25 protein-coding genes are annotated in these 23,704 nt (G+C 64.4%); 20 read left to right on the top strand and 5 right to left on the bottom strand.

All coding sequences use genetic code 11. The annotated features are described in order from the left end of the window. Position 1: 1 nt before the first annotated feature. The 7 genes from KAK11_RS01410 to galE are packed head-to-tail and all read left to right on the top strand — an operon-like array spanning position 2 to position 5,260. Positions 2–460 (top strand): hotdog family protein, encoded by a 459-nt coding sequence (locus tag KAK11_RS01410; protein ID WP_210805409.1) that lies wholly within the window; start codon positions 2–4, stop codon positions 458–460. Next, positions 460–1,191, top strand: coding sequence for a 3-ketoacyl-ACP reductase FabG2 (locus KAK11_RS01405; protein WP_210805407.1), 732 nt, complete (start codon positions 460–462; stop codon positions 1,189–1,191). The genes KAK11_RS01410 and KAK11_RS01405 overlap by 1 nt, the downstream gene beginning before the upstream one ends. Then, positions 1,188–2,414, top strand: a complete 1,227-nt coding sequence (locus KAK11_RS01400; RefSeq protein WP_210805405.1) for a beta-ketoacyl-ACP synthase — start codon at positions 1,188–1,190, stop codon at positions 2,412–2,414. Before KAK11_RS01405 ends, KAK11_RS01400 begins: the two co-directional genes overlap by 4 nt. Positions 2,415–2,460: 46 nt before the next feature. Further along, on the top strand, positions 2,461–2,886 hold the full coding sequence (locus tag KAK11_RS01395) for an excinuclease ATPase subunit (RefSeq protein WP_310737723.1): 426 nt from the start codon (positions 2,461–2,463) through the stop codon (positions 2,884–2,886). A 29-nt stretch (positions 2,887–2,915) separates the two neighbouring features. Beyond that, the gene (locus tag KAK11_RS01390; RefSeq protein WP_210805401.1) at positions 2,916–3,521 is read left to right on the top strand and encodes a hypothetical protein; all 606 of its coding nucleotides are present in this window, start codon (positions 2,916–2,918) and stop codon (positions 3,519–3,521) included. 9 nt (positions 3,522–3,530) lie between these two features. Next, positions 3,531–4,226 (top strand): 4'-phosphopantetheinyl transferase family protein, encoded by a 696-nt coding sequence (locus KAK11_RS22120; RefSeq protein ID WP_210805399.1) that lies wholly within the window; start codon positions 3,531–3,533, stop codon positions 4,224–4,226. Further along, positions 4,223–5,260, top strand: coding sequence for a UDP-glucose 4-epimerase GalE (galE, locus tag KAK11_RS01380; RefSeq protein WP_210805397.1), 1,038 nt, complete (start codon positions 4,223–4,225; stop codon positions 5,258–5,260). The genes KAK11_RS22120 and galE overlap by 4 nt, the downstream gene beginning before the upstream one ends. Here galE and KAK11_RS01375 read toward each other — a convergent pair. The 3 genes from KAK11_RS01375 to KAK11_RS01365 are packed head-to-tail and all read right to left on the bottom strand — an operon-like array spanning position 5,217 to position 8,576. Continuing rightward, positions 5,217–6,446 carry an FAD-dependent monooxygenase gene (locus KAK11_RS01375; protein ID WP_210805395.1) on the bottom strand — a complete coding sequence of 410 codons (1,230 nt, stop codon included), beginning with the start codon at positions 6,444–6,446 and terminating at the stop codon, positions 5,217–5,219. The two genes, galE and KAK11_RS01375, sit on opposite strands and share 44 nt — an antisense overlap. 10 nt (positions 6,447–6,456) lie before the next feature. After that, entirely contained in the window at positions 6,457–7,194 is a 738-nt protein-coding gene (locus KAK11_RS01370; protein WP_210805393.1) for a nucleotidyltransferase family protein, read from the bottom strand. After that, a complete protein-coding gene (locus tag KAK11_RS01365; RefSeq protein ID WP_210805391.1) occupies positions 7,191–8,576 on the bottom strand; it encodes a hypothetical protein in 1,386 nt (461 codons plus the stop codon). The genes KAK11_RS01370 and KAK11_RS01365 overlap by 4 nt, the downstream gene beginning before the upstream one ends. A 176-nt stretch (positions 8,577–8,752) precedes the next feature. Here KAK11_RS01365 and KAK11_RS01360 point away from each other — a divergent pair, with 176 nt between their 5' ends. From KAK11_RS01360 to KAK11_RS22115, 13 genes are all read left to right on the top strand, one after another. Then, the gene (locus KAK11_RS01360) at positions 8,753–9,805 is read left to right on the top strand and encodes an SPFH domain-containing protein (RefSeq protein ID WP_210805389.1); all 1,053 of its coding nucleotides are present in this window, start codon (positions 8,753–8,755) and stop codon (positions 9,803–9,805) included. Between the two features lie 16 nt (positions 9,806–9,821). Continuing rightward, entirely contained in the window at positions 9,822–11,495 is a 1,674-nt protein-coding gene (locus KAK11_RS01355) for a DUF4178 domain-containing protein (protein ID WP_210805387.1), read from the top strand. 30 nt (positions 11,496–11,525) lie between these two features. Continuing rightward, a complete protein-coding gene (locus KAK11_RS01350; RefSeq protein ID WP_210805385.1) occupies positions 11,526–11,747 on the top strand; it encodes a DUF350 domain-containing protein in 222 nt (73 codons plus the stop codon). A gap of 86 nt (positions 11,748–11,833) precedes the next feature. Continuing rightward, positions 11,834–13,411: a polyamine aminopropyltransferase gene (locus tag KAK11_RS01345; RefSeq protein ID WP_310737737.1), complete on the top strand. Its 1,578-nt coding sequence runs from the start codon at positions 11,834–11,836 to the stop codon at positions 13,409–13,411. 8 nt (positions 13,412–13,419) lie between these two features. Next, entirely contained in the window at positions 13,420–15,048 is a 1,629-nt protein-coding gene (locus KAK11_RS01340; protein WP_210805381.1) for an NAD(P)-binding protein, read from the top strand. Positions 15,049–15,058: 10 nt separating this feature from the next. Continuing rightward, positions 15,059–15,394, top strand: coding sequence for an SMR family transporter (locus KAK11_RS01335; protein ID WP_210805378.1), 336 nt, complete (start codon positions 15,059–15,061; stop codon positions 15,392–15,394). An 81-nt stretch (positions 15,395–15,475) separates the two neighbouring features. Further along, the gene (locus KAK11_RS01330; RefSeq protein ID WP_210805376.1) at positions 15,476–15,850 is read left to right on the top strand and encodes a hypothetical protein; all 375 of its coding nucleotides are present in this window, start codon (positions 15,476–15,478) and stop codon (positions 15,848–15,850) included. Between the two features lie 98 nt (positions 15,851–15,948). Beyond that, positions 15,949–16,311, top strand: coding sequence for a DJ-1/PfpI family protein (locus KAK11_RS01325; RefSeq protein ID WP_210806595.1), 363 nt, complete (start codon positions 15,949–15,951; stop codon positions 16,309–16,311). 20 nt (positions 16,312–16,331) lie between these two features. Next, positions 16,332–16,772 carry a hypothetical protein gene (locus KAK11_RS01320; RefSeq protein WP_246498191.1) on the top strand — a complete coding sequence of 147 codons (441 nt, stop codon included), beginning with the start codon at positions 16,332–16,334 and terminating at the stop codon, positions 16,770–16,772. Between the two features lie 84 nt (positions 16,773–16,856). Then, on the top strand, positions 16,857–17,276 hold the full coding sequence (locus tag KAK11_RS01315; protein ID WP_210805374.1) for a VOC family protein: 420 nt from the start codon (positions 16,857–16,859) through the stop codon (positions 17,274–17,276). Next, entirely contained in the window at positions 17,277–19,088 is a 1,812-nt protein-coding gene (locus tag KAK11_RS01310; RefSeq protein ID WP_210805372.1) for a M48 family metallopeptidase, read from the top strand. Positions 19,089–19,185: 97 nt separating this feature from the next. Next, entirely contained in the window at positions 19,186–20,529 is a 1,344-nt protein-coding gene (locus KAK11_RS01305) for a trypsin-like serine peptidase (RefSeq protein WP_210805370.1), read from the top strand. 124 nt (positions 20,530–20,653) lie between these two features. After that, positions 20,654–22,597: a methyl-accepting chemotaxis protein gene (locus KAK11_RS22115; RefSeq protein WP_310737722.1), complete on the top strand. Its 1,944-nt coding sequence runs from the start codon at positions 20,654–20,656 to the stop codon at positions 22,595–22,597. On the opposite strand, the gene KAK11_RS01295 is transcribed toward KAK11_RS22115, so the two are convergent. Next, complete coding sequence (locus KAK11_RS01295; protein ID WP_210805368.1) at positions 22,598–23,173, bottom strand: hemerythrin domain-containing protein; 576 nt, start codon at positions 23,171–23,173, stop codon at positions 22,598–22,600. Positions 23,174–23,235: 62 nt separating this feature from the next. After that, positions 23,236–23,634 carry an adenosylmethionine decarboxylase gene (gene speD / locus KAK11_RS01290; RefSeq protein ID WP_210805366.1) on the bottom strand — a complete coding sequence of 133 codons (399 nt, stop codon included), beginning with the start codon at positions 23,632–23,634 and terminating at the stop codon, positions 23,236–23,238. Positions 23,635–23,704: the final 70 nt, after the last annotated feature.

Here is a 23,704-nt window from a genome sequence, read left to right as displayed (position 1 = left end):
CATGAGCCTAAGCCCTTTGCCGCCCTTGCAGTCTTGCCTACCGCACCGCGGCGGGATGCTATTGATTCATCGCCTGCTTCAGGCGGACGATGAGACCGCCCTGGTCGAGGTCGATGTCCGCCCTGACAGCCCCTTTGCGCAGCCCGAGGGTATGCCGGCTTGGGTGGGACTGGAGTACATGGCGCAGGCCGTTGCGGCCTGGGCGGGAGTGCGTGCCCAACGCGCCGGGCGTAAGCCGCGCTTGGGTTTCTTGCTGGGCACCCGTCGCTATGAGGCTCACACCCCGTTGTTTGCCCATGGCACTACGCTCCAAGTTCAGGTCCGGTGTGAGTTGATGGCCGACAATGGGCTCGGTCAGTTCGAGTGTCAAATTTCAGCGTCTGGTCATCTGTTGTGCCAGGCCAAAGTGTCCGTGTTTGAGCCGGAAGATGCCGGCGAAGTCTTGGGAGGAGCGCGTTGATGTCTGACGCCTGGGTATTGGTGACGGGCTCCAGCAGGGGCATTGGCCGAGAGGTGGCCTTGAGACTGGCCCGAGAGGGCTACAACGTTGTGGTGCATGGCCGCGGGCCGTCCGCTGCCGCGCAGTCTGTGCATGACGACATTCAGGCTATGGGTCGCCAAGCCCGATTGTTGTGCTTCGATGTTGGCGACCGTGCCGCTGCGGCGCAAGCCTTGTCGGCCGACCTTGAAGCGCATGGCGCCTACTATGGCGTCGTCTGCAACGCGGGCATTGCCCGAGACAATGCCTTCCCCGCCATGAGCGGCGACGAGTGGGACGAGGTCGTTCACACCAACTTGGATAGTTTCTACAACGTGCTGCATCCTGTGGTCATGCCCATGGTTCAGCGGCGCAAGCCTGGCCGCATCGTCACGCTCTCTTCAGTCTCCGGCTTGGTGGGCAATCGGGGGCAAACCAATTACAGCGCGGCCAAGGCCGGCATCATCGGCGCCACCAAGGCCTTGGCGATTGAGCTGGCCAAACGCAATATCACAGTCAACTGCGTGGCCCCGGGCCTGATCGACACCGAGATGTTGCCCCCTGAGGTGCTCGAAGAGGCAATGAAGATGATCCCCATGCGCCGCATGGGTCAGCCTGCCGAAGTGGCGGGGCTCGTGGCCTTCCTGATGTCGCCCGATGCCGGCTACATCACGCGCCAGGTGATCTCCGTCAACGGGGGGATGTTCGGATGAAGCGCGTGGTCGTGACGGGGTTTGGTGCCATCAGCCCCTTGGGCCACGACTGGCCTGCTGTATTGGCTGGGCTTCGTGCCGGCCGCAATGTGGTGCAGGTGATCTCCGAGTGGGAGCAATATGAAGGCTTGAACACGCGCTTGGGCGTACTCGCGGCTCCTTTCGAGCTGCCGGCCCATTACAACCGCAAGGCCATTCGTACCATGGGCAAGGTAGCCATCATGGCCACGCGGGCTTCGGAGCTGGCGTTGGCCGATGCGGGCTTGCTGGGCGACCCCCTGGTGACCAGCGGCCGAATGGGCATCTCTTATGGATCATCGGCAGGCACACCCAAGTCCATGGGGGACTTCGGCCGCATGGTCACCGAGAAAACCACCGAAGGCATCAATGCGGGTACCTATATCAAGATGATGTCGCACACGGCGGCAGTCAATATGGGTGTCTTCTTGGGCATGACGGGCCGCATCATCACCACTTCGAGTGCCTGCACTTCGGGCAGCCAAGGGATTGGCTACGCATTCGAGACCATCCAAGCGGGCCGCCAAGTGGCCATGCTGGCGGGCGGTGCGGAGGAGTTGGATGCTACCGAGGCCGCGGTTTTCGACACCTTGTTTGCCACCAGTGTCAACAACGAACGGCCTGAGGCCACGCCGCGGCCTTTTGACATTGCGCGCGATGGCCTGGTACTGGGAGAAGGGGCATGTACCTTGGTGCTCGAGGAACTTGAGCATGCCCGCGCCCGAGGCGCTCGTATCTATGCCGAAGTGCTGGCTTATGGCACCAACAGCGATGGTCGCCACGTGACGCAACCCAATGCCGAGACCATGGCCCAAGCCATGCGCTTGGCCTTGAATGAGGCAGGGCTCACGCCTCAAGACATCGGTTATGTCAATGCGCATGGCACGGCCACCGACCACGGCGATGTGGCTGAAACCAATGCCACCCATGCTGTGTTTGGCGAGCGCATACCTATCAGCTCACTGAAGAGCTATATGGGCCACACCTTGGGTGCCTGCGGTGCGCTCGAGGCCTGGATGAGCATTCAAATGATGCACGAGGGCTGGTTTGCACCCACTGTGAATTTGAATGAAGTTGATCCTCGCTGTGGCGCGCTGGACTACATTACCGGCGCAGGGCGAAGCCTGCAAACTGAGCTGGTAATGAGTAACAACTTTGCCTTTGGCGGCATCAATACTTCTTTGATTTTCAGGCGTTGGGCCTGATTTGGCTTCCGAACTTTCAATGATGGAGATGACTATGAGAAAGGCCTTGATCGCCTTCACTTTGGGTGTCGCAGCGCTCGCCCCAGCGGCGGCCCGTGACACGCCTTATATGATCGCGCTTGCCGATGTGCTGGCCATGCCGGAGGCAAATGGCAAGCTGGATGGCTCGGTGAAATTTTTCATGAAGGGTCAAGCCACGCCTAAAGTGCAGCAGCGCTTTTCTGAAGACGTGTCGAACCGGAAGACTAACGGTGTAAACAAGGAAGACGTTGAGGGCTGCAAATGGGCGGCGCTTTCTGCCCTGATGGCTTTCCAGGAAAAAGCCAAGGCCAGCGGCGCCAATGCTGTCGTTGACATCGTGAGCTATTACAAGAAGCGCGAAGTCGTCAACTCCACCAGCTTCGAATGCCATGCCGGTGCGGTTGTCATCGGTGTCGCCCTCAAGGGCACTTACGCCAAAGTAGACAATTGAACACTCATTTGAAACAGGAGGAGACTGCTATGTTCAAAAACACCAATTCGCGGCGGCTGTGGCTGGCCATGGCTGCAACATTGGCATTGGGATCGGCAGGGTTGACCACCGGCTGTGCGACCCATGTGAAAGCCACTGCGCTGACCAACCCACCACCTGCTGAGGTCTTCAGCGCCTTCGGACGCATTGAAGTCAAGCGCTTGCGCGCCACCAAGCCGCTGAGCGAACCCGGTTTGGCCAAGATTCAAGAGAATCTCGACAAGGACCTTCGTGCCAGCTTAGAGGCATGGAACAAGCGCCCAGAAAACGGTCGCACCTTGGTGATCGAGCCCATCGTCGAAGAGCTGGAATTTAAGCATGGTGCCCAGCGCGTATTGCTGGGCCCCTTGGCTGGGAGCTCGGGCGTATTGATGCGTTTGAAGATTACCGACAACCAGGGCCGACAAGTCGCTAACCCAGAGTTCTTCCAGCGCGCCGACGCTATGGCTGCTGGCTGGGTCATGGGCGTGCACGACAACATCATGCTGACTCGTGTGGCCAACTTGGCCAGTGCTTATGTCATCAGCAATTACAGCCATGCTCACGGAGGCCCCACCGGTGCGGACGGCAAGGCCCTTGGCGGTGGCACTCGATAAGCTTGTCGCGTGTCTGGAGCTGGCGATTGCTGGTTAGCGGCCGCTGCCACACAGCAGCTACCGGTCAGCTATCGGCCCAGCCCCGAGGAGGCCTTGCGGGCCGCTACCCTGCCCGCCCAACGGGCGGCGCAGTTCTTGACTGGCCGCTGGCTGTTGCGCGAGCTGCTGACAGAGATTGACCCTGGCCGCTGCATCACTGACTGGGACATCACTGTGCCCAGCGAGGCGGCCCCGCAGTTGCGGAGCCGTTTGCGCCAGCCGCCCTATTTGTCGGTCAGTCATTCGAGACATCAAGTGTTGGTGGCCGTTTGCGCTCAAGACGTGGGCGTCGACATCGAGGTGCCGGTGGCAGGACGAGACCGTAGCGCCTTGGCGGCGCTCGTTTGTCCCGAGCTTCCGGCATTGACAGCGGCGGCGGCTGTGCCAAAACCACATGGCTTTTATCTTTTGTGGACGCTGAAGGAGGCTTGGCTCAAGCGTGGCGGTCTGGGTGTGAGTCCGGGGCTGCTCCAAGCCTTGCGGGTGCGCCCTGCACAGCCAGAAGACGAACTCGTGGCCCGGGCTTGGTCTGGCGGTGAGGGTTGTCTGAGCGTGGTCTGTTCGGCTGCCCTGCAGATACGCTGGTCGACCCAGTTCAACCGGCCCGCTGAATGGGCCGATGCCGGTACTTGGGCGCTGGATGACTTGACTGTGTCGCCAACGTGAGCAAGCCGGCAAAGATCCTCTTGACCGGTGCGACCGGCTACATCGGTTCCCATGCCTGGGTGGCGCTGTCGCAAGCGGGCTGGGACGTGGTGGGTGTGGACAATTTTGCCAATAGCCACCCGGCGGTACTGGAGGGTCTGACGCGCTTGTTGTCGGGGCCGTTGATGTTTGAGTGTGCCGATGTGGGTGATGCTGCTGCGATGTCCGCACTCTTTGCGCGCCATCGCATTGATGCTGTGATGCACTTTGCAGCGCTCAAATCTGTGCCTGAGTCTTTGCTGCGGCCTTTGGACTATATGGCTGTCAATGTGGGGGGGCTGCTTACGCTGACCCAAGTCATGCAAGCCCACAACGTCCAGCGCTTGGTCTTCAGTTCCACCGCTGCCCTTTATGGTGCATCTCAGCCGCCGCCGCTGCGAGAAGATGCTGCGCTGGAGATCAGCCATCCCTATGCGCGCAGCAAGTGGATGGGCGAGCGCCTGCTTGCGGATCTGCTGGCGGCCTTTCCGGCGTGGCGGGTTGCGACTTTGCGTTACTTCAATCCGGCAGGGGCTCATGAGAGCGGCTTGATCGGTGAGCGCCCGCGTGGCCCTGCGGACAACCTGATGCCTTGCTTGGGTGAGGTGGCATTGGGCCTTCGGCCGCACCTGTGGGTATACGGCCGGGATTACCCCACGCCCGACGGTACGGGATTGCGCGATTACTTGCACGTGCAAGACATTGCCGACGGACATGTGTCTGCGCTCGAGCATCTCATGGAGCAGCCCGACTCGTTCACCTTGAACTTGGGGCGTGGCGAGGCGGTGAGCGTGCTGCAGATGATTGCTGCTTATGCTCAAGCCTGTGGTCGACCGATCCCTTATCGAGTCATCCCGAGGCGTGCCGGCGATGTGGCCGCGAGTTGGGCCGACTGCAGCCAAGCGGCACAGCGCTTGGGATGGCAGGCGCAGCGTGACGTGGCAGCCATGTGCCGCGACAGTTGGCGCTGGCTCAGCGCCGCCCAAACATCATCTGCCTTGCCAGCGCCGACTTGACCGGCGGCAAGGCCTGCAGCGCGGCCAGCCCCAGGCCGCGGGCAGCGGCCAAGCCCGGCAGGCGCCAAGTGAAGCTGCGGGCCAGGAAGTCGGTGGCGGCGATCATGCTCCAGCGGTCGGGGTTGCGGCTCCATTCGACGCGGCGCAAGGCCTTGTCCAAGTTGCTGCTTTGGCGCAAGGCTTGCACCAGGGCATAGGTATCGCGCAGGCCCAGGTTCAGGCCTTGGCCCGCCACGGGGTGCAGGGTTTGGGCGGCATTGCCGATGCGCACGGTGCGGCCGCTGACCAAGCTGCGCTCGGCGTTCAGGCCCAGCGCAAAGGACTTCAGTGGTGTGATGGCGGTCAGGGTGCCCGCTTGTGGCGGGATCAAGCTTTGCAGCACCGCCAAACGCTGGCGGTCGTTCAATTCGGCCACCGGGTCGTCGCCCGTTGGAACGCACCACACGAGTGAGGCTTGGCGCTGACCGGGCATGGTCTGTGGTCCGGGGGGCAGCGGCAGCAGCGCGACCGGGCCTTGCCGGGTGAAGCGTTCAAAAGCGCTGCCGGGGCTGGCGCCCACGCCCTGCTCTGGGGGCTGCAGGGTGACGGTGCCGACCCAAGCCGTTTGCTGGTAGTCGTGGGTCACGGCCTTGCGGGCTTGCTCGGCGAACACGCCGCCCTCGGCCACCACGGCCAAGTCAAAGGTTTCGGCCACATCTGCATCCACCTCCACGCCCGCAGCCACCTCTTTCAGGCCCTTCACCGGCGTGCCAAAGCGCAGGCTGTAACGCTCGGGGTGAGCGGCGCAAGTGGCTACCCATGCGGCTTGCAGCGGGGCCACCACCTGGCCATAACGCAGCACCGCGCCCAGTTGTGGCACACCTTCGTCGGCAGCGCGGATCAGCACCTCGGGCTGCACCCCACCCAAGTCCATGGTGGGCGGCGCTTGTGACACATGCACCTCGATGATGGCTTGGGCGTGCTCTGCGGGCCACACCTGCAACTGCTGCAACATCTGGATGGAGCCCAGCGAGAGTGCCAGGGTGCGTGGGTCGCCCGACACGTCTTTGTCGGCGGGGCGAGCATCAAACACCGTGACTTGGGCTTGGGGCCAGCGGCGCGCGGCCAGCAGGGCCAAGGCGAGGCCCACGGGGCCTGCGCCGATCACGGCCATGCGGACAGGTGGGACGTTCGCGCTTGGCAGCATGGAAGTTGCGTCAGACATAGGCGGCATACAAGGATGGTTCGGCATTCACAGCGGCCAAGGTCTCGGGGCGGCCAACATCCGTCCAGCGTCCCTGCCAGCGGCGGGCACCCAATCGACCTTCGGCGATGGCGTTCTCCAAGATGGGTCGCAAAGCCAGGCGTGTGCCGGGGAGGATGTGGGCAAAGGGCTGGGGCTTGAACAGGCCCACACTGGCCCAGGTGAGCTTGGGCCCGCCTTGGCTGGTGGCCAAGCCTTCAGCGGTGATCGCAAAGTCGCCGTTTGGGTGGTGCGGCGCATTCGGGGTCAGCCACAGTTCGCCCACACGGTCGCTGGCGGCGAACGTCTCAGCGTCTTGCGCAGCAAAGGCAAAACCGGGCAACAGTACATCGCCCGACACCACCCAAAACACCTCATCCCCCTGGGGCGCCAGCCAGGGCAGGGCCTTGGCAATGCCGCCTGCGGTTTCCAGCGCGCCGCCATGGTCGCGGCCTTCGTGGCTGTAATGCAGGCGCAGGCCAAAGCGGCTGCCGTCACCCAAGGTAGCGGGGAACTGTTCCTCCAGCCAGGCGGTGTTGATGACCACCTCTTGCACGCCCGCACGGGCCAGGGCCAGCAGATGCCACTCGATCATTGGGCGGCCTTGCACCACCAGCAGGGGCTTGGGCGTGGTATCGGTCAGCGGGCGCATGCGCTCGCCGCGGCCTGCGGCCAAGACGATGGCGCGCGGGGGACGTCGGGCCGCGGTCATTGCAAGATCACCGTACCGACCGCCTGTTTGCCCAGTGTGGCCTTGAGGGTGCAGTTGTCGGCCTTGGCTTGGCGGATGGCGGCATCGCCTTTACCCGCCGGGCTCCAGGCCTCGACCTGGCTCACGCTCATGCAGGCCTTGCTGCCGCCCTGCAGCTTGGCGCTGATTTCTTGCACTTGGTCGGTGCTGTTCACCAGCATCACATAGCTGTGCTTGCCTTGTTGCAAGGCCGCGCCGTAGACACCGCTAGGCAAGTTGATGGGACGCTGTGCCACGGTGGCGCCCGGCGGTACTTTGGAGAACAGGGCTTGCAGGGCATGGGCCACGGGGCGGCGCTCGCCGGTGGCGGACATCATGCCGTGGCTCTTACCCTTCTTCTGCCAGGCAAAGTCTTGGATCTGCCAATAGATCAAGCCACTGGCGCCTTTGCCCAGCAGCAGCACCGCGCTGGAAGCGGCATGCACCGCAAACTCGGGCGTGGTGACCTGCAACTCATCGTCTGCAAAGAAGTCGTCTTCGTCGGAGTGCTGCTTCACACCAAACTCGGTGATCATGATGGGCCCGAATCTGCCCTGGCCCATGAAGCTGGCCGTGCCGCTGTCGCGCCGGTCGGCCAGCACTTCCGGGGTGTCGTACACATGGGCCGAGACATAGCCCAGGGCCTTCTCGGCGTTGGTCTCTTTCATGCCGCCGATGAAGTGGTCGAACTGGCGCAAGCCTGTGCCAGGGCCATCAATCTTGATGTTCTTCAGGCCATGCTCGTCCAGGGCCTTGCGCGTGCTCAGCGCCAGTTTCGCGTATTGGGCCGGCACAAACTTGGTGCCCCAGGCGCCATGCGGTTCGTTCACCAGCTCAATGCCGTCGGGTTCAATCCCCAGGCCCTTGAGATAAAGCAGTTGCGCCACGATGCTGCGGGCATAGTCGTCGATCAACTCGGGCAAAACGTAATTGGCCTTGGACTTGGAGCCCACCTTTTTGGCCTGGGTCTTCACCCAAGGTTCAGGCACGCGCCAAAAAATCAGGTGCGGGGTGATACCGAGGGCGCGCATTTGGTCGCGAAACTCGGTGAAGCGTTCGCGTTGCTCGGCGCTGTCATGCTTTTTGATCAGCGCCAAGCCTTCTTCCACGGTCATGCCTTCGCGCAGCTCTTTGAGCGGAACCTTGGGGTTGAGCGACACCCGCACAAAGCGTGCGTTCAGGTCTTTGAGCATTTGGCTCGTGACGCCGGGGTTTTTATTGTTCAGCCAGACCTGGGTGCCAAAGCCCAAAAAGGTGTGGCTGTTGCCAAAGTCAAACGTGGCCTCGGCGGCGTGTGCCAGCGGGCTGATGAGGGCTGCGCCCAAGGCCACGGCCAGCGCAGAGTGTTTGAGAGCGTGCAGCATGATTCTCCTGATGTGGGGCGCGCGCATCAGCCCAGGGCGGCGGCGCTTGCGCAGAAGTCTACGCGTTGTGCATTCCCCCTTGATTGCTGATTGTTCATCTCTGAAAAACCCTGCGTCACCACGTATCATCCCCGCGCTGGCCAAAGGTGGCCAGACGATTGCGCGAAGGAGCAGCCATGGGCCTGATGGATTTCATCAAGAAACAGTTCATTGACATTCTGGAGTGGACCGAGTCCGGCGACGGGGTCTTGGCCTGGCGCTACCCCATGGCGGATAACGAAATCCAGTACGGCGGCTCGCTGACGGTGCGCGAGAGCCAAATGGCCGTCTTCGTCAACGAAGGCAAGGTGGCCGATGTGTTTGGGCCGGGCATGTACAAGCTCACCACCCAAACCTTGCCGGTGCTGACCTACCTCAAGAACTGGGACAAGCTGTTTGCCAGCCCGTTCAAGAGCGATGTTTACTTCTTCAGTACCCGCCAGCAGATCGACCAGCGCTGGGGCACCAGCCAGCCCGTCACCATCCGCGACAAAGACTTCGGCGCGGTGCGCCTGCGCGCCTTTGGCAACTTTGCCTACCGCATCACCGACCCCAAGCTCTTCCACACTGAAATTTCCGGCACCCGCGACCGCTACACCACGGAAGACCTGGACGGCCAGTTGCGCGGCATGATGCTGCAGCACATCAGCGATGCGGTGGCCAGCAGCGGCGTGCCCTTCTTGGATTTGGCCGCCAACCAGATCGAGTTCGCTCAGGCGCTCAAGGCTGCCACGGCAGGCTCGTTTGAGGCCATTGGCTTGAAGCTGGAAAGCGTGACCGTGCAAAACGTCTCGCTGCCCGAAGAGCTGCAAAAGATCCTCGACCAAAAAATTGGCATGGGCATGGTCGGCAACGACATGGGCAAGTTCATGCAGTACCAAACCGCTCAGGCCATTCCGGCCATGGCCCAAGGGGTGGGCCAAGGCAGCGGCGGCGGTCTCGCGGGCGATGCCATGGGCTTGGGTGCGGGCATGGCCATGGGCCAGGTCCTGGCCCAGCAAATGGGCTCGGCCATGGCGCAGGCCAATGCGGCCTCGGCGGCAGCGGCTGTGCCCGCGCCTGCAGCCCCTGCCATGACGGCCGACCAAGTGATGGCCACGCTGGAAAAGCTGGGCGACTTGAAGGCCAAGGGCATCTTGACCGACGAGGAATTCGCCGCCAAGAAGGCCGACCTGCTGGCCAAGCTCTGAGGCTTGGTTCTCCCTCTTGGCAGCACCCACGCCTGACGCGCCCGCCCCGCGCGCCCAACGCACCTGGCAATCCACCTGCCCGCATTGCGGCGCGCCGGTGGAGTTTGCCTCGGCCGCGTCGGCCAGCGCGGTGTGCAGCTTTTGCCGCAGCACCCTGCTGCGCGAGGGCGACGCCCTGCGCCGCATCGGCGAAAGCGCTGAGGTCTTCGACGACCACTCGCCCCTCCAACTGGGTGCCACCGGCCGCCACCAAGGCGTGGGCTTCACGGTGGTGGGGCGGCTGCAGTTCCGCACCACCGACAGTGTTTGGAACGAATGGCATCTGCTGTTTGATGCCGCTGCCGGCGAGGTGGCGCGGCTCAAGTCCGCGTGGCTGAGTGAAGATAACGGCGCTTATGTGCTGGCCTTTGATCTGCCCTCGGCCAGCGATGCGCCTAAGGCGGATGAGATCGTCGCGGGTGAGCGCCGTGTGGTGGATCAGCAGATCTGGAGCGTGGCCTCCGTGGTGCAGGCCCGCATCACGGCCGCCCAGGGCGAGCTGCCCCAGCCCCCGCTGCTGGACAAGCCCTTCACCGTGGCCGAGCTGCGTAATGAGCGCGGTGAGGTCGGCTCGCTGCAATACCTCGCGCCCGCCCAGCCGCAGTGGTCCACCGGCCGCGCCATCACGCTCAAAGGCCTGGAGATGCGGGGCCTCAAAGAAGGCGAGTCTGCCGCGGCCCTGAAGGGCAAGGCCTTGGAGTGCCCCAGTTGCGGGGCGGCGCTCGCGCCCACCCTGGCCACCACGCAAAGCCTGACGTGTGGCCAGTGCAAGGCCGTGGTGGACATCTCGCAGGGCCTGGGGGCCGACCTTGCGCACTACGCGCAGAACAACTCGGGCTCAGGCGGCGGCCTGGAGCCCCAAATTCCCCTGGGCAAGGTCGGCAGCTTCAACATCGGGGCCGAAGGCACGCAGTCCTGGCAGGTGGTGGGCTACCAAGAGCGCTGCAATGTGCCCCTGCCCAGTGACGAAGACGACGAGCAAGTCTTCTGGCGCGAGTACCTGCTCTATAACCGGCAGTTGGGCTTTGCCTTTTTGGTCGATACCAACGAAGGTTGGAGCATCGTGCGCCCCCTCACAGGCGCGCCCACGGTGCGTGGCGAGAAGGCCAGTTGGTCCAGCGTGCAGTTCCGCCAGCGCGAGCGCTACCAGGCCAAGGTCACCTGGGTGCAAGGCGAGTTTTACTGGCGCGTGCAGCGCGAAGAAATGGCTTGGGTCACCGACTATGTCGGCCCCAAGGGTGAGCTGCTGTCGCGCGAGCAAACCAAGGGCCAAGACGCCAGCGAGGTGGTGTGGTCTTATGGCAAGACGCTGACGCTGGACCAGGTGGCCACGGCCTTCCGGCTCGACGCCAAAGCCCGCCAAGCCCTGCGGCGAGATGCCTCACCGCTGTCCGGCCTGGGCGCTTCTTTGGGCTCGGCATCGGCCGACACCGGCCTCAGCGCAGGGGCCATCATGGTGATGGTGGTGATTGGCGTCATTGTGCTGATGCTCACCATGTGCAGCAGCGACGATTGCGACAGCACCCGCAAAGCCTACGGCGAAGCCAGTGCCGAGTATCAGCAGTGCAAGCGCAACCAAAGCTCCGGCGGCTTCCGCAGCAGCGGCGGCTCGTTCGGCGGGTTTTCAAGCGGGGGTGGCGGGCACAAATAGCCCACTGCACCAGATCAAAAGGAGAACAACATGTCCATGGATTGGTTGAAGCCAGCCGCTGTGCTGGGCTCGGTGCTGTACGCCGTCATCGGCGTGGTGATGCTGTGGGCCAGCTTCATCATCATCGACAAGCTCACCCCCTACAAGCTCTGGGAAGAGATCGTCGAGCACAAAAACATCGCGCTGGGCGTGGTGGTGGCCGGCATGTTCATCGCCATCGGGCAGATCGTCGCAGCGGCGATCCACGGTTGAGGTGGGCTTGTTGTGAACGCCGCCACGGGGGCGCAGAGGCCCAGAGATCGAGGGCCTCGCGCTAGCGATGAGGTTCAGGTTTGAGCGTGACCCAGACCGAGGAGCCAACGCCCAGCCGCGCTTCCCCCGCTGAAGTCCTGCTGCTGGCCTCAGTCTTCCTGATTGCCGCGTGCGGCTTGGTCTATGAGCTGGCCGCCGGTGCGCTGGCCAGCTATTTGCTGGGCGACTCGGTGCTGCAGTTCAGCACCATCATTGGCACCTACCTGTTTGCCATGGGCGTGGGCTCTTGGCTGTCACGCTTTTTTGAGCGGCAATTGGTGGCGCACTTTCTGCGCATCGAGCTCTTGGTGGGCTTGATCGGTGGCCTGATGCCCGCCGCCTTGTTCTTAGCGCATTCCAGCTTGTCCGTGGCCGGGCATATGGTGGGCTCGGGCCTGCCATTTCGGGTGCTGCTCTATGGCCTGGTGTGGTTGGTGGGCGTGCTGGTGGGCTTGGAGATTCCGCTGGTGATGCGGATCTTGAAGCGCCAGTTCTCACGCGCCTATGCGCTCAAAGATTTGGTGTCTCAGGTGCTGACCTTTGACTACCTGGGCGCGCTGGCCGTGGCGGTGGCCTTTCCGCTGCTGTTGGTGCCGCACCTGGGGCTGGTGCGCACGGGCCTGTTTTTTGGCTTGCTGAACGCCGCCGTGGCGGTGTGGGCGCTGTGGATGTTCCGGGGCGAGCTGCGCCGCTGGGGCGCACACGCAGCAGCCTGCGCTGCGGTGGTGGGCGCTTTGGCGGCTGCGTGGTGGGGCGCCGATGCGCTGACCACCTGGGCCGAAGACCGCTTTTATGGCGAGCGCATCGTGATGCGCGCCACCAGCCCCTACCAAAAAATTGTGCTGACCCAAGGGCACTCGGGCGTGCGCCTGTTCTTGAACGGCAATCTGCAGTTCCATTCCCGCGACGAGTACCGCTATCACGAGGCCCTGGTCCACCCGGCCATGGCGGCGCATGGCGCGCCCAGGCGTGTACTGGTGCTGGGGGGCGGTGATGGCATGGCGGTGCGCGAAGTCTTGCGTTACCCCTCGGTCGAGCAAGTCACCCTGGTGGAGCTGGACCCGCACATGACCCAGCTCTTTGCCAGCGAGCCCTTGCTGACCGCGCTCAACGGCCAAGCCCTGCGCTCGCCCAAGCTGCGCATCATCAACCAAGATGCGTTTGCATGGCTTGAAGGCAACAGCGAGACCTTTGATGTCATCGTGGTCGATTTTCCCGACCCCACCAACTTTGCCTTGGGCAAGCTCTACACCACCAGCTTTTATGCGCTGCTGGACCAGCACCTGGCCGCCAGCGGCTATGCGGTGGTGCAGACCACCTCACCGTTGATGGCGCGCAAAAGCTATTGGACCGTGGCCACCACACTCGAGGCCGTGGGCCTGACCACCACGCCGTATCACGCCCATGTGCCCAGTTTTGGCGAGTGGGGCTTTATCTTGGCCAGCCGCCGGCCTTGGCGCATGCCGCAGGCGTTGCCCGAGGGCTTGCGCTTTTTGACCCTGGGCACCTTTCCCACCTTGTTCGAGTTCCCCGCCGACATGGCCCGCGTGCCCGCCGAGCCCAACCGGCTCTCCACCCAAGGCCTGGTGCACACCTTCGAGGCAGAGTGGGGGCAGGTGCGGTGAGACAGGGCTTGCGCCGCCGCACCCTGCTGGGTGCCGGTGTGGCCAGCGCAGCGTGGCCGCTCAGCGCCTGCCGCAACGAGGCCACCCCCACCCCGGCCCGCTGGGTGGGCCACACCCCTGAGCGTGGCCACCGCCTGCGGGCTCCCTTGCCTTCGCTGGCCACGGCCGCCCCACCACAGCGCGTGGGTGCGCTGGTGCTGGGCGGCGGTATCGCCGGCTTGTCCGCACTGCGCGCCTTGAAGGCAGCGGGTGTGGCCGATGCAAGCCTGCTGGAGCTGGAAGACAGCGTGGGCGGCAACAGCCGGGGTCATCTGATGAAAGGCCAGCCTTGTCCTTTGGGCGCGCACTATCTGCCGGTGCCAGGCCCGGCGGCGCGCGAGGTCAGCGAGTGGCTGCACGAGATTGGCCTGATGCGCTTTGATGCGCTGCGCGGCACCAGCCTGCCCGACGAGCGCCACCTGGCCCATGCGCCGCAAGAGCGGCTGTGGAAGGACGGTGCGTGGCAAGAAGGCCTGCTGCCGCGCGCCCACGAGCGGTCCGCCACCCAAGCGCAATACCAGCGCTTTGCCCGCGCGGTGCAAGCCGCCAGCCGCCTGGGCTTTGCCCTGCCCACCCACCGTGCGCCCTTTGGGGCAGAGCATGCCGCGCTGGATGCCCAGACCTTTGCCCACTGGCTGCAGGCGCAAGGCCTGGACGACGCGGACCTGCTGGCCTACTTGGACTACGCCTGCCGCGACGACTATGGCGCGGGTTTGGCCACGGTCTCGGCCTGGGCCGGCTTGCAATACTTTGCCAGCCGGCATGGCTTTCATGCGCCGGGCGATCAGGGCGATGGCGGCGACGGCGAGGCCCCGCGCAGCGAGGGCGTGTTCACCTGGCCGCAAGGCAATGCCTGGCTGGTGGAGCGCCTGGCCCGCCCGCTGCAGGCCCAGGTGCACACCGGCCGCACCGTGTTGCGGGTCGAAGAAGGCAAGCACGCGGTCGACGTGTGGGCCTGGAGCGAAGCCCGCCGCCAGGTCGAGCATTGGCAGGCCCCCCAGGTGGTCTTGGCCCTGCCGCTGTTTGTGGCCGCCCGCGTGCTGGCCACCCCACCCGCTGCGTTGCCGGCAGCCCTGCAATCTGCACGTTATGCGCCGTGGTTGGTCAGCCACCTGCACCTGCGCGAGCCGCTGATCGACCGCCCAGGCCTGCTGCCCGCCTGGGACAACGTGGCCTATGCGCCCGCCGGCAGCACCCACGCCCTGGGCTATGTGGACACCCAACACCAAAGCCTGCGCCCCGACCGCGGCCAGCACACCGGCCCCGGCGTGATCAGCGCCTATCACGCCCTGCCTGAGAGCGAGCGCGCTGCCTTGCTGAGCCAGCCGGCCGAGCACTGGGCGCAGCGCGTATTGGCCGACCTGAGCCTGATGCATGCCGACATCGCGGGCAAAGTCAGCGCCATGGAGCTGTGCCGCCACGGCCACGCCATGCGCATCCCCACCCCCGGCACCCGCAGCCACCCGGCCCTGGCGGCGCTGCGCCAGCAACGCGGCCGCATCCGCTTCGCCCACAGCGAGCTGGCCGGCTACTCGGTGTTTGAAGAAGCCTTCACCTTGGGGTTGGCCGCAGGCGCCGGGGCCAAGCCGACGCCTTAGCATCTGCGGCATGAATGCTGCATACATCTATCTGGCCGTTGCCATCGTCACCGAAGTCATTGCCACCAGCTTTCTCAAAGCCTCGGTGGGCTTCACCCGCCCTGTGCCCAGCCTCATCACCGTGGTGGGCTATGCCGCCTCCTTCTACTGCTTGGCCCAAGCCCTGCACACTATTCCCACCGGCGTAGCCTATGCCATCTGGTCGGGCGCAGGCATCGTGCTCATCTCCATCGTGGGCTGGTTGGCCTTCGGTCAAAAGCTGGATGGCCCGGCCCTACTCGGCATGGGCTTGATTGCGGCCGGCGTGGTGGTGATCAATGTGTTCTCGGCGTCGGCGCCGCATTGAGGCGGACGCCTCATCTGAGCATGGGATGACGCCCGCCGCGTCATCAGCCAGCATGTCGGCTGCTGCAACAAGGAGACCGGCATGACCGCAGAGCAATGGCTTCCCCTCTTGGCCTTGGGGGCCTTATTGGGCGCTTGTGGGCAAATGACGCGTGTGGTGGTGGGCGTGACCAAAGCCAAACGCGACAACCCTGCAACCCCTTTGGACCTCCAGCAACTCTTGGTCGGCTTGTTGATCGGTGCGGTCGCCGGCGTGCTGGCCACCATGGCCACCACCACAGGCACGGCCACTAACCCAGCGGGCGGCTTGGACGCCAAGGCCTTGATGGGGCTGGTGGCCGCAGGCTATGCGGGCGCGGATTTTCTGGAAGGCATGGCCGGCAAGCTGGGCCAGACGAAGCCCCCGTCATCCCCGCCAACCCCCACGCCCCCGCCGCCCCCGCCCAGCAGTACCTGACTTATGTGATGATCCACAGCCAACGACAAAGCTGAGGATCTGATGGCCGAGCCGACTGCGCCCAAGGGCGCCCGCCACCGCGTGATTTTGGCGACGGCATACTCTTCGGCCACCCACTGATCTCTGTCCGTACCGGAGTCTTTGTGCTGCACGCTGCGGGTTGCTTGGAAGGCAAGCGCGCCACCACGCATTGTGGCTCTCTGCAACGCCTGCGAGAACTGGGCGATGTAGCGGTGGTGGAAGAGCGCTGGGTGCGCGATGGTGCGGTGTGGACGTCTGCTGGTGTCGCGGCGGGTATGGATGTGATACTGGCGGTGATCGCCGATGTGGCCGGCGATGAGGTCGCAGGGCGGGTGCAGTTTGCGTCCGAGTACTATCCCGCACCTCGCCGATACGGTAACTTCATGGACCACCCCGGCATGCCGGCCTACGCCCGTTCCGGCGCGGGCAGCGCCTCTTGATGACACAGCCCGGAGCCCTCATGCCCCCACTCGTCCGCCACCTGCTGGCCCTGGTCATTGGCCTGATGGCCGGCAGTGCCGTCAACATGAGCCTCATCCTCTTGGGCGGCCAACTTGTGCCGCCGCCACCGGGGACTCAGACCCAGACCATGGAGGGCTTGGCGGCCGCGTTGCCGCTGTTTGGCCCGCAGCACTTTGTGTTCCCCTTTCTGGCTCATGCCTTGGGCACGCTGGTGGGTGCGGCCGTGGCGGCTACAGTGGCCGGTTGGGGTGGCGCGGCCATGAAGGCCTGGCCCGCCTGGGCGGTAGGCGCGTTTTTTTTGAGCGGCGGCGTGGCCAATGTGTGGATGCTGGGCGGGCCGCTGTGGTTCACGGTGTTGGACTTAGGCTTGGCCTTCCTGCCCATGGCGTGGTGCGGGCTGCGTTTGGCGACGGCCTTGCGGGCCGCGCGCCAGGCCTGATGAGAGCGCTGCAGAACTTAGCCCTGATGATTCACCACCCGTCAGTCGCCTGAGAATACCGACTTTGCCAACCCGTTGAGCCCCATGAAATACCTGCACACCATGGTCCGCGTGACCGACCTTGACGCCTCTTTGCGTTTCTATCGCGATGCCCTGGGCCTGGAGGTGCTGCGCCGCACCGAGCACGAGGCCGGCCGCTTTACCTTGGTCTACTTGGCCGCCCCCGGCCAGCCCGAAGCGCAGGTGGAGCTGACCTACAACTGGGACCCCGAGGTCTATACCGGCGGCCGCAACTTCGGCCACATTGCCTTCGCGGTGGATGACATCTACGCGACGTGCCAGCGCTTGATGGACCACGGCGTGCAAGTGGTGCGCCCGCCGCGTGACGGCCGCATGGCCTTTGTGCGCTCGCCCGACCAGATCTCTATCGAGCTGCTGCAAGCCGGGCCGGCGCTGGCACCGGCCGAGCCTTGGGTCAGTATGCCCAACGTGGGAAGCTGGTAAGTGCCTGCACCCCTCACGCAGCGCCAGCGCTGGCGCTTGACGGTGCTGGCCTTGTGGGGGGCCAGCAGCGTGCAGATCATTGCCTTGCTGCCCATGGCTTTGGGTGTCGCGCTGGTGGCGGGGATGTATCCGCACCCGCTGTTTGTGTGGGGCGGCGCGCTGGTGCTGGTGGGCACATGGTGGCTCATGCAAGGGGGCGAGGAGCCAGAGGGTGAAGAGGTCTCGCGCAGCCAAGCGCCGGGTCTGTGGGCCATGTTGGACGAGTTGGCGGCCGCCATGCAGGTGAGGCTGCCCCAGCGGGTGGTGCTGGTGACAGAGGCCACAGCGGCGGCTGTGGATCATCAAGACCGTTGGCGGCCTTGGGTCTACCACCAGACTTTGGTGCTGGGGGTGCCGCTGCTGCAGGGCTTGTCTGCGGCTGAGATGAAGGCCGTGTTGGCCCACGAGTTGGCGCACTTTTCCCGGCACTTTGGGTGGGGCGGTCATTGGCTGTACCGGGCGCGGGCAGGGTGGACGGCCTTGCTGTCTGCTGATCAGGCCGATGAGTCGGTGTGGTATCGCGCGGCGGGTGCCTATGCACGGTGGTTCGCGCCGATGTTTCAGCGCCTGACGGTGCAGGAGTCGGTGGCCAATGAGTACGAGGCCGATGCTTTGGCGGCTCGGGTCTGCGCCCCAGAAGCCTTGGCCCAGGCATTGCTGCGCATGAGTGCATCGCAACTGCCTGCGCGTCGCAGACGATTTGGTGTGGGGCCTTGCCCCGAGAGTGCCTTGCGTGACGAGGGCTTGCGCCTGGCTGCGCCGCTGTCGGCCGCCGGGGTCCAACAGGCCTTGAGTTTGGACGCCCAGGCCCATGTTGCAGCCGACCCCCTGACCCACACGCACCCGCCGAGCCACGCAAGGATCAGCGCGATCTTGGGTGCTGTGCCGCCGCAGTTGAGCCTCGAAGGCGTGGCCCAGGATCAGGCTGCGGGCCCGGTTTGGTGGGGCGCCGCGTGGCCGGATGTGTTGGCTCAAGCCGAACGGGAATGGCGGGGGCAGTGGCAGCGAGCTTGGGCCGCGCAAGCTGCCTGGCATGCCGCTTGTGAGGCCCGGTTGTCTGCGCTGCAGGGGCCCTCAGCACCGCCCGCTGAGGCGGGAGGAGAGGCTGAGCGCCTCGAATGCTTGGTGACGCTGGAGGAGCCCGCCTGGGAAGGCGAGCCCTTGCTGCCGGATCAAGCAAGTTTAGAGCCCTTGGCGCTGTTCTGGTGGGCCGTGGCCCTGTTGCAGGCCCAGCATCCGCAAGGCCTGGCCTGGGCGGAGGCAGCCATACGCAGCGCCCCTGTGTTGGCCGCCCCGATGAGGCGGCGTCTTGCTTTCGAAAATCCTTTGGGCTCCAGCCCAGAAGAGCGGCGTCGTCAGGAGGCCTTGTGGGCGCGCGCGCTGGCTCGACGAGATGCTGCGCGGGCCAAGGCACTGGGCGCCGGCCCACAAGGTGTACAGGCTTGTCAACTGCCCGTGTGGCGCACGGAGGCCTTGCGCCGGGCCTTGGCAGCGGACTCGGCGGTGCAGCAGGCTTCGCTCATCGGCTATGACATCGCGCTCGCGGATGGTCGCCGCTTCGAGTTAGCCATGTTGTGCCTGCGATTGGATGTCTCGCAGGGCGTTCAGGAGCCAGAGATTCAAGACGTCTATGCGCAGTTGATGGCCCGTGTCGCTACACCCCTGAGGGTGGCGGTGGTGCAAAGCTGGTGGAGCACCGAAGCCTGGCCCGAATGGCTTGTGGCCCATGAGCATGCGCACTCAGCATCGGTGCTGAAGCCACCCTCAAGCTAGGGACTTCAACGCCAACTTCAGGGTTTACGGGATAGGCCGCTGTGTGCACTTGACGTGCAATGGCAGCTTCTACCTTCACAAACCCTTTGGAGTGCATATGCGATCTCTTCCTCGTTTGATGGCCACAGCCGCTGCGGCCCTGTGTCTGGTGGGTGCAGCTTGGGCGGCACCGGCGGCGCTGCCGCATGAGTTGCGGGCTTACAGCTTTGCCAGCCCCGAGCAGGTGGCGCAAGGCCGTGGTGAGGTGGTGGCCAGCCACACCGTCGAGGCAGCCGGTGCGCCTTGGGTGCGTTTGCAGTTCAAGGATGTGCGCTTGATGCCGGGATCCAAGCTGCGCATCACCTCCTTGCAGGACGGCGCTGTGCAAGAGTTGAATGCGCGCACCTTGCACCAGTGGCGCAACACCTCGGCCTACTTCAATGGCGAGGCTGTGCGTGTGGAGCTGCTGGCTGGCAAGGGCACCAAAGGCAATCGCTTTGCTGTCTCGCATGTGATGGTCGGCCAAGTGCCGGTGCAGACGGAAAGCCAATGCGGCGCAACGGACGACCGCGTGCCCTCCAATGCGCCGGATCGCGCTCGCTTGGTGAATGTGGGCTGCACCGTCAACCTGATGAGCAATGGCTGCTTTGTGACCGCCGGCCACTGCCTGGCCAGCCCAGGTTCAGTGAACGTGGTGGAGTTCAATGTGCCGCCATCGGCCAGCAATGGCGCCATCGTGCACCCTGCACCTAAAGACCAATATGTGCCCACCACCAACCGTCAGTTCAAGAACAGCGGCGTGGGCAAGGATTGGGGCGTGTTCACCACCAGCCCGAATGCCACCACCGGCCTGACGGCGCTGCAGGCCCAAGGCTCTAGCCTGAACTTCGCCACCGCCGTGCCGGCCGTGGGCGCCGATGTGGTGATCACCGGCTATGGCGTGGACAGCGGCTCGGCCAACCAGACCCAGCAGGTCTCCAACGGCCCCATCGTGAACGTCAACACCACGGCCCAGTCGCTGCAGTACAAGTCAGACACCGAAGGCGGCAACAGTGGCTCCGTGGTGCTGAGCGGTGGCAATGTGGTGGCCATTCACACCCACGGTGGCTGCACCACCTCGGGCACTGGCGGCAACCAAGGCACCCTCTACACCAACCCTGATCTGCAAGCCGCCTTCACACAAGTCTGCGGCGCCACCCCCACGCCACCCACCTGCAGCAGCATTCGCAGCGTCAAGGCGTCTTGCAGTGCCAAAGGCAAGATCACGGTCAATGTCCGTCTGACAGACAGCAGCCATGATGGCCAGTCGGTGGTCGTCGCCATCGACGGCGCTAGCCAAGACGCGCCCATCAACGGCGATCTGGCTCGCGCCAGCCTCACGCGCCAAGCCTCAGGCAGCCACACTTATGAGTTGATCGACCCAGAAGGCTGCGTGGCGCCCAAGACGGTGGTGTGCCCATAAGACAAACCGGGGCGGGTAAATGGGTGCGAATGGGCATCCATTTACCTTGATCGGATGTCGCGCACACGTTGCAACATCCCTGCTGAAAACATGGGCTTATCGCCCAGGTACGGAAGGGATTGCAATGAACCGATGGCTCAGCCGGCTCACCTTGAGCGGCAAGTTCTTGTTGCTGGCCGTGTTGGCTGTGGCCATGCTGGCCGTGCCCACGGTGCTGCATGTTCAAAACACACTGTCCGACTTGCGGCAGGCCTCGCGTGAGGAGTTGGGGCTGCAGCCGGCGACGGAGTTGCTGAAGCTCATCCGGCTGACGCAGCAGCACCGGGGCTTGTCCAATGGCGCCTTGGGCGGCAATGCAGACGCAGCTGGGCAGCGGGCCAAGGTCCAAGAGGCTGTGGAAGCGGGTTGGGCTGTTGCGAGCGAAAAGCTCGCCTTGGTGGGGCATCCTGAAGATGTGAAGAATTTGGAGGCCCTGCAGCAGCGCTTCAAAGCCTTGGGGGCTGATGTGGCGGCCAAGCGCATTGCGGCGGGCCAGAGCTTCAAGCTGCACACCGAGCTGATCACGCAGCAGCTGAACCTTTTGTATGACGTGGCCGTGGATGCGGAGTTGGTGCTTCACCCTCAACCTACGGGCTACTTTTTGCAAGATGTGCTGCTGCGCTCCTTGCCTGCGCTGAGCGAGACCTTGGGCCAGATGCGCGGTGCTGGCATGGGTTTGCTGGTCCGGGGTGAGGCCAGCGCACAAGACAAGGCGCGCCTGCAGGCGCAGATCGCCCTGGCGCGCGTGCAGGCGCAGGAGGTGCAACGGGCCCTGCAGATGGCCGCGCAAGACCCCAAAGTCGCCAGTGCGCTGGGTGAGGCCAAGGCGCAGGCTCAGGCGGCCGTTGAGCAGGGCTTGAGCTTGGTGGAGCAGCAGTTGGTGGCAGCTGAAACGCTGAACCACCCGAGCGCCGATTACTGGGCAAAGATGACGCAAGTGATCGATGCCCAGTTCAAGCTGGGTGACTTGACGCAAGAGACGCTTTTTGCCGACCTGACGCTGAATGTCAGCACGGTCAAAAAGACACTCTGGCTGTCGATGATTTGGATTGCCTTGGTGTTACTGGGTAGCTTTGGGTTGATGATGGCCGTCTGGCGGCAGACCACCACGTCCTTGCGACAAGCCGTTGCGGTGGCGGAGGCTGTGGCCAGCGGCGACCTGAGTCAAAAGTTGGCGGCTCAAGGTGAGGATGAGATGGCTCAGTTGCTGCGTGCTTTGAGCCGCATGACCCACAGCTTGTCGCAGGTCGTGGCCGTGGTGCGCGGCAATGCCGAGCAAGTGGCCACAGCCAGCGCCCAGATCGCGCAAGGCAACCACGACCTCTCCAGCCGCACCGAGCAGCAGGCCAGCGCCTTGCAGCAAACGGCAGCTTCCATGGACGAGTTGGGTTCGACCGTGAGCCAGAACGCGGATAACGCCCGCCAGGCCAATCAATTGGCACAAGGGGCCAGCGATGTGGCGGCGCGAGGCGGTGAAGCCGTGGGTGAAGTGGTGGCCACCATGCACCAGATCAGCGCCAGCGCCAAGCAGATTGCCGACATCATCGGCACGATTGACGGCATCGCTTTCCAAACCAACATCCTGGCCCTGAACGCGGCGGTGGAAGCGGCCCGCGCCGGTGAGCAAGGCCGAGGCTTTGCCGTGGTGGCGGCCGAGGTGCGCAGCCTGGCCCAGCGCTCGGCAGCGGCAGCGCGCGAGATCAAAGGTTTGATCACCACCAGCGTGGAGCGGGTGGAGCAGGGCCGCGCTCAGGTGGACCGCGCCGGTGCCACCATGGAAGAGATCGTCAGTGCGATCAAGCGCGTCTCGGACATCATGGGCGAGATCAGCACGGCCAGCGTGGAGCAAAGCTCAGGCGTCAGCCAGGTGGGTCAAGCGGTGTCTCAAATGGACCAAGCTACCCAGCAAAACGCCGCCTTGGTCGAGCAGAGCGCGGCGGCTGCAGAAAGCCTGCGCGGCCAGGCCTTGGAGTTGCAGCGGGCCGTCGCCTCGTTCCGGCTCAGCCAAGGCGCTTACGCCGCCGCGTGATCAGCCCAAGCCAATCGGCGCCGGGGCTTTTTGCAGGATTTTTTGAACCACCGGTTGGTAGGTTTCGAGAGAGCCATGCCCGGCCAGTGGGTCGCGATTCTCGGCGAAGGCTTGGTCCAGCTCGGCCCAGTCTTCAGGGCTGAGGTGGGCCTTGGCGGCGGGCAAGATGGTCTGCTCTTCCAGGCCCATGTGTGAGAGATAAAACTCCACATAGCGGCCGACCGCGTTCTCAAACGCCTCGCGGCGCGACTCGCCCATCACCTCATAGGCAATCATCAGGTGTTCCAGGTGGCGGATCGCGCGCTCGCCGTTCGTGTGCTCTTGGTCTAAGCGCTTGAGCGTCTCGCTCAAGCCCGGCACCTTGCTGCGCAGCTTGGGGAAAAGCAGGGTGGTTTCTTTGGTGTGATGCAGCCGCTCGGGGAACTCATCAATGTAGAAGAGCATGGCGCGCAGCACCTCAAAGTCTGGCGGCGTGCCGTTGCGGCGAGATTGCTGCAAGAGCATGCTCAACGAGCGCAGCATGGCGGCCAGGGCGGCGTGTTCTTCTTGAATGATGGTCAGGGTCAGCGGGCGCATGTCTTTGTCTCCAACGAGAGGAGGAGACTGCCCGCCGGAGAGCCGTTCGAGCTTGACGCGCGTCAAATCGTTTGCAAAAGGCGCCCGCCGCGTTGCAGGCGGTGGCATTCCGTCTCAGTCGCGCCAAAGGCCTGTTGCAGGCGCGCCATCAGGGCCTCGGCCTTGGCGCTGTTGTCTTGCCCCAGGTTGCAGACATAGACATCCAAGGTCACCGCGGCCAGCTCAGGCCAGGTGTGAAGGGCCAAGTGGGATTCGGCCAGCAGCACCACGCCCGTCACACCGGCGCTGTCCTCAGGCTGTCCTGGGGCGGCTTGAAAGCGATGAAACAACTCGCCCACGGCCTGCAAACCGGCCTCCGCCACGGCGGCCAAGCACAGCGAGCGCAGCGCGGCGGGGTCGGTCATGGCGGGCTGCGCCAGAGGGCAGCCGCGCAGGTCAGCGGTGAGGTGCAGGCCATGCATAGGGGGCGGATCATATCGGTGCGGGTCATCCCTGACGCTCCTCGCCTAAAATCTCACCTTTCTCCTCCTT

It is taken from the genome of Ideonella paludis, from assembly GCF_018069865.1.
GTDB classification, from domain to species: Bacteria; Pseudomonadota; Gammaproteobacteria; order Burkholderiales; family Burkholderiaceae_C; genus Ideonella; species Ideonella paludis.
The sequence above is the reverse complement of the archived record's forward strand: the minus strand, read 5'-3'. Positions and strand labels throughout refer to the sequence as shown.

Excerpts from the sequence above, each read along its gene's own strand:
- KAK11_RS01410 (WP_210805409.1), top strand. The coding sequence starts at position 2 with ATGAGCCTAAGCCCTTTGCCGCCCTTGCAGTCTTGCCTACCGCACCGC.
- KAK11_RS01405 (WP_210805407.1), top strand. The coding sequence starts at position 460 with ATGTCTGACGCCTGGGTATTGGTGACGGGCTCCAGCAGGGGCATTGGC.
- KAK11_RS01400 (WP_210805405.1), top strand. The coding sequence starts at position 1,188 with ATGAAGCGCGTGGTCGTGACGGGGTTTGGTGCCATCAGCCCCTTGGGC.
- KAK11_RS01390 (WP_210805401.1), top strand. The coding sequence starts at position 2,916 with ATGTTCAAAAACACCAATTCGCGGCGGCTGTGGCTGGCCATGGCTGCA.
- KAK11_RS01375 (WP_210805395.1), bottom strand. The coding sequence starts at position 6,446 with ATGCTGCCAAGCGCGAACGTCCCACCTGTCCGCATGGCCGTGATCGGC.
- KAK11_RS01370 (WP_210805393.1), bottom strand. The coding sequence starts at position 7,194 with ATGACCGCGGCCCGACGTCCCCCGCGCGCCATCGTCTTGGCCGCAGGC.
- KAK11_RS01365 (WP_210805391.1), bottom strand. The coding sequence starts at position 8,576 with ATGCTGCACGCTCTCAAACACTCTGCGCTGGCCGTGGCCTTGGGCGCA.
- KAK11_RS01360 (WP_210805389.1), top strand. The coding sequence starts at position 8,753 with ATGGGCCTGATGGATTTCATCAAGAAACAGTTCATTGACATTCTGGAG.
- KAK11_RS01350 (WP_210805385.1), top strand. The coding sequence starts at position 11,526 with ATGTCCATGGATTGGTTGAAGCCAGCCGCTGTGCTGGGCTCGGTGCTG.
- KAK11_RS01335 (WP_210805378.1), top strand. The coding sequence starts at position 15,059 with ATGAATGCTGCATACATCTATCTGGCCGTTGCCATCGTCACCGAAGTC.
- KAK11_RS01330 (WP_210805376.1), top strand. The coding sequence starts at position 15,476 with ATGACCGCAGAGCAATGGCTTCCCCTCTTGGCCTTGGGGGCCTTATTG.
- KAK11_RS01320 (WP_246498191.1), top strand. The coding sequence starts at position 16,332 with ATGCCCCCACTCGTCCGCCACCTGCTGGCCCTGGTCATTGGCCTGATG.
- KAK11_RS01315 (WP_210805374.1), top strand. The coding sequence starts at position 16,857 with ATGAAATACCTGCACACCATGGTCCGCGTGACCGACCTTGACGCCTCT.
- KAK11_RS01305 (WP_210805370.1), top strand. The coding sequence starts at position 19,186 with ATGCGATCTCTTCCTCGTTTGATGGCCACAGCCGCTGCGGCCCTGTGT.
- KAK11_RS22115 (WP_310737722.1), top strand. The coding sequence starts at position 20,654 with ATGAACCGATGGCTCAGCCGGCTCACCTTGAGCGGCAAGTTCTTGTTG.
- KAK11_RS01295 (WP_210805368.1), bottom strand. The coding sequence starts at position 23,173 with ATGCGCCCGCTGACCCTGACCATCATTCAAGAAGAACACGCCGCCCTG.
- speD (WP_210805366.1), bottom strand. The coding sequence starts at position 23,634 with ATGCATGGCCTGCACCTCACCGCTGACCTGCGCGGCTGCCCTCTGGCG.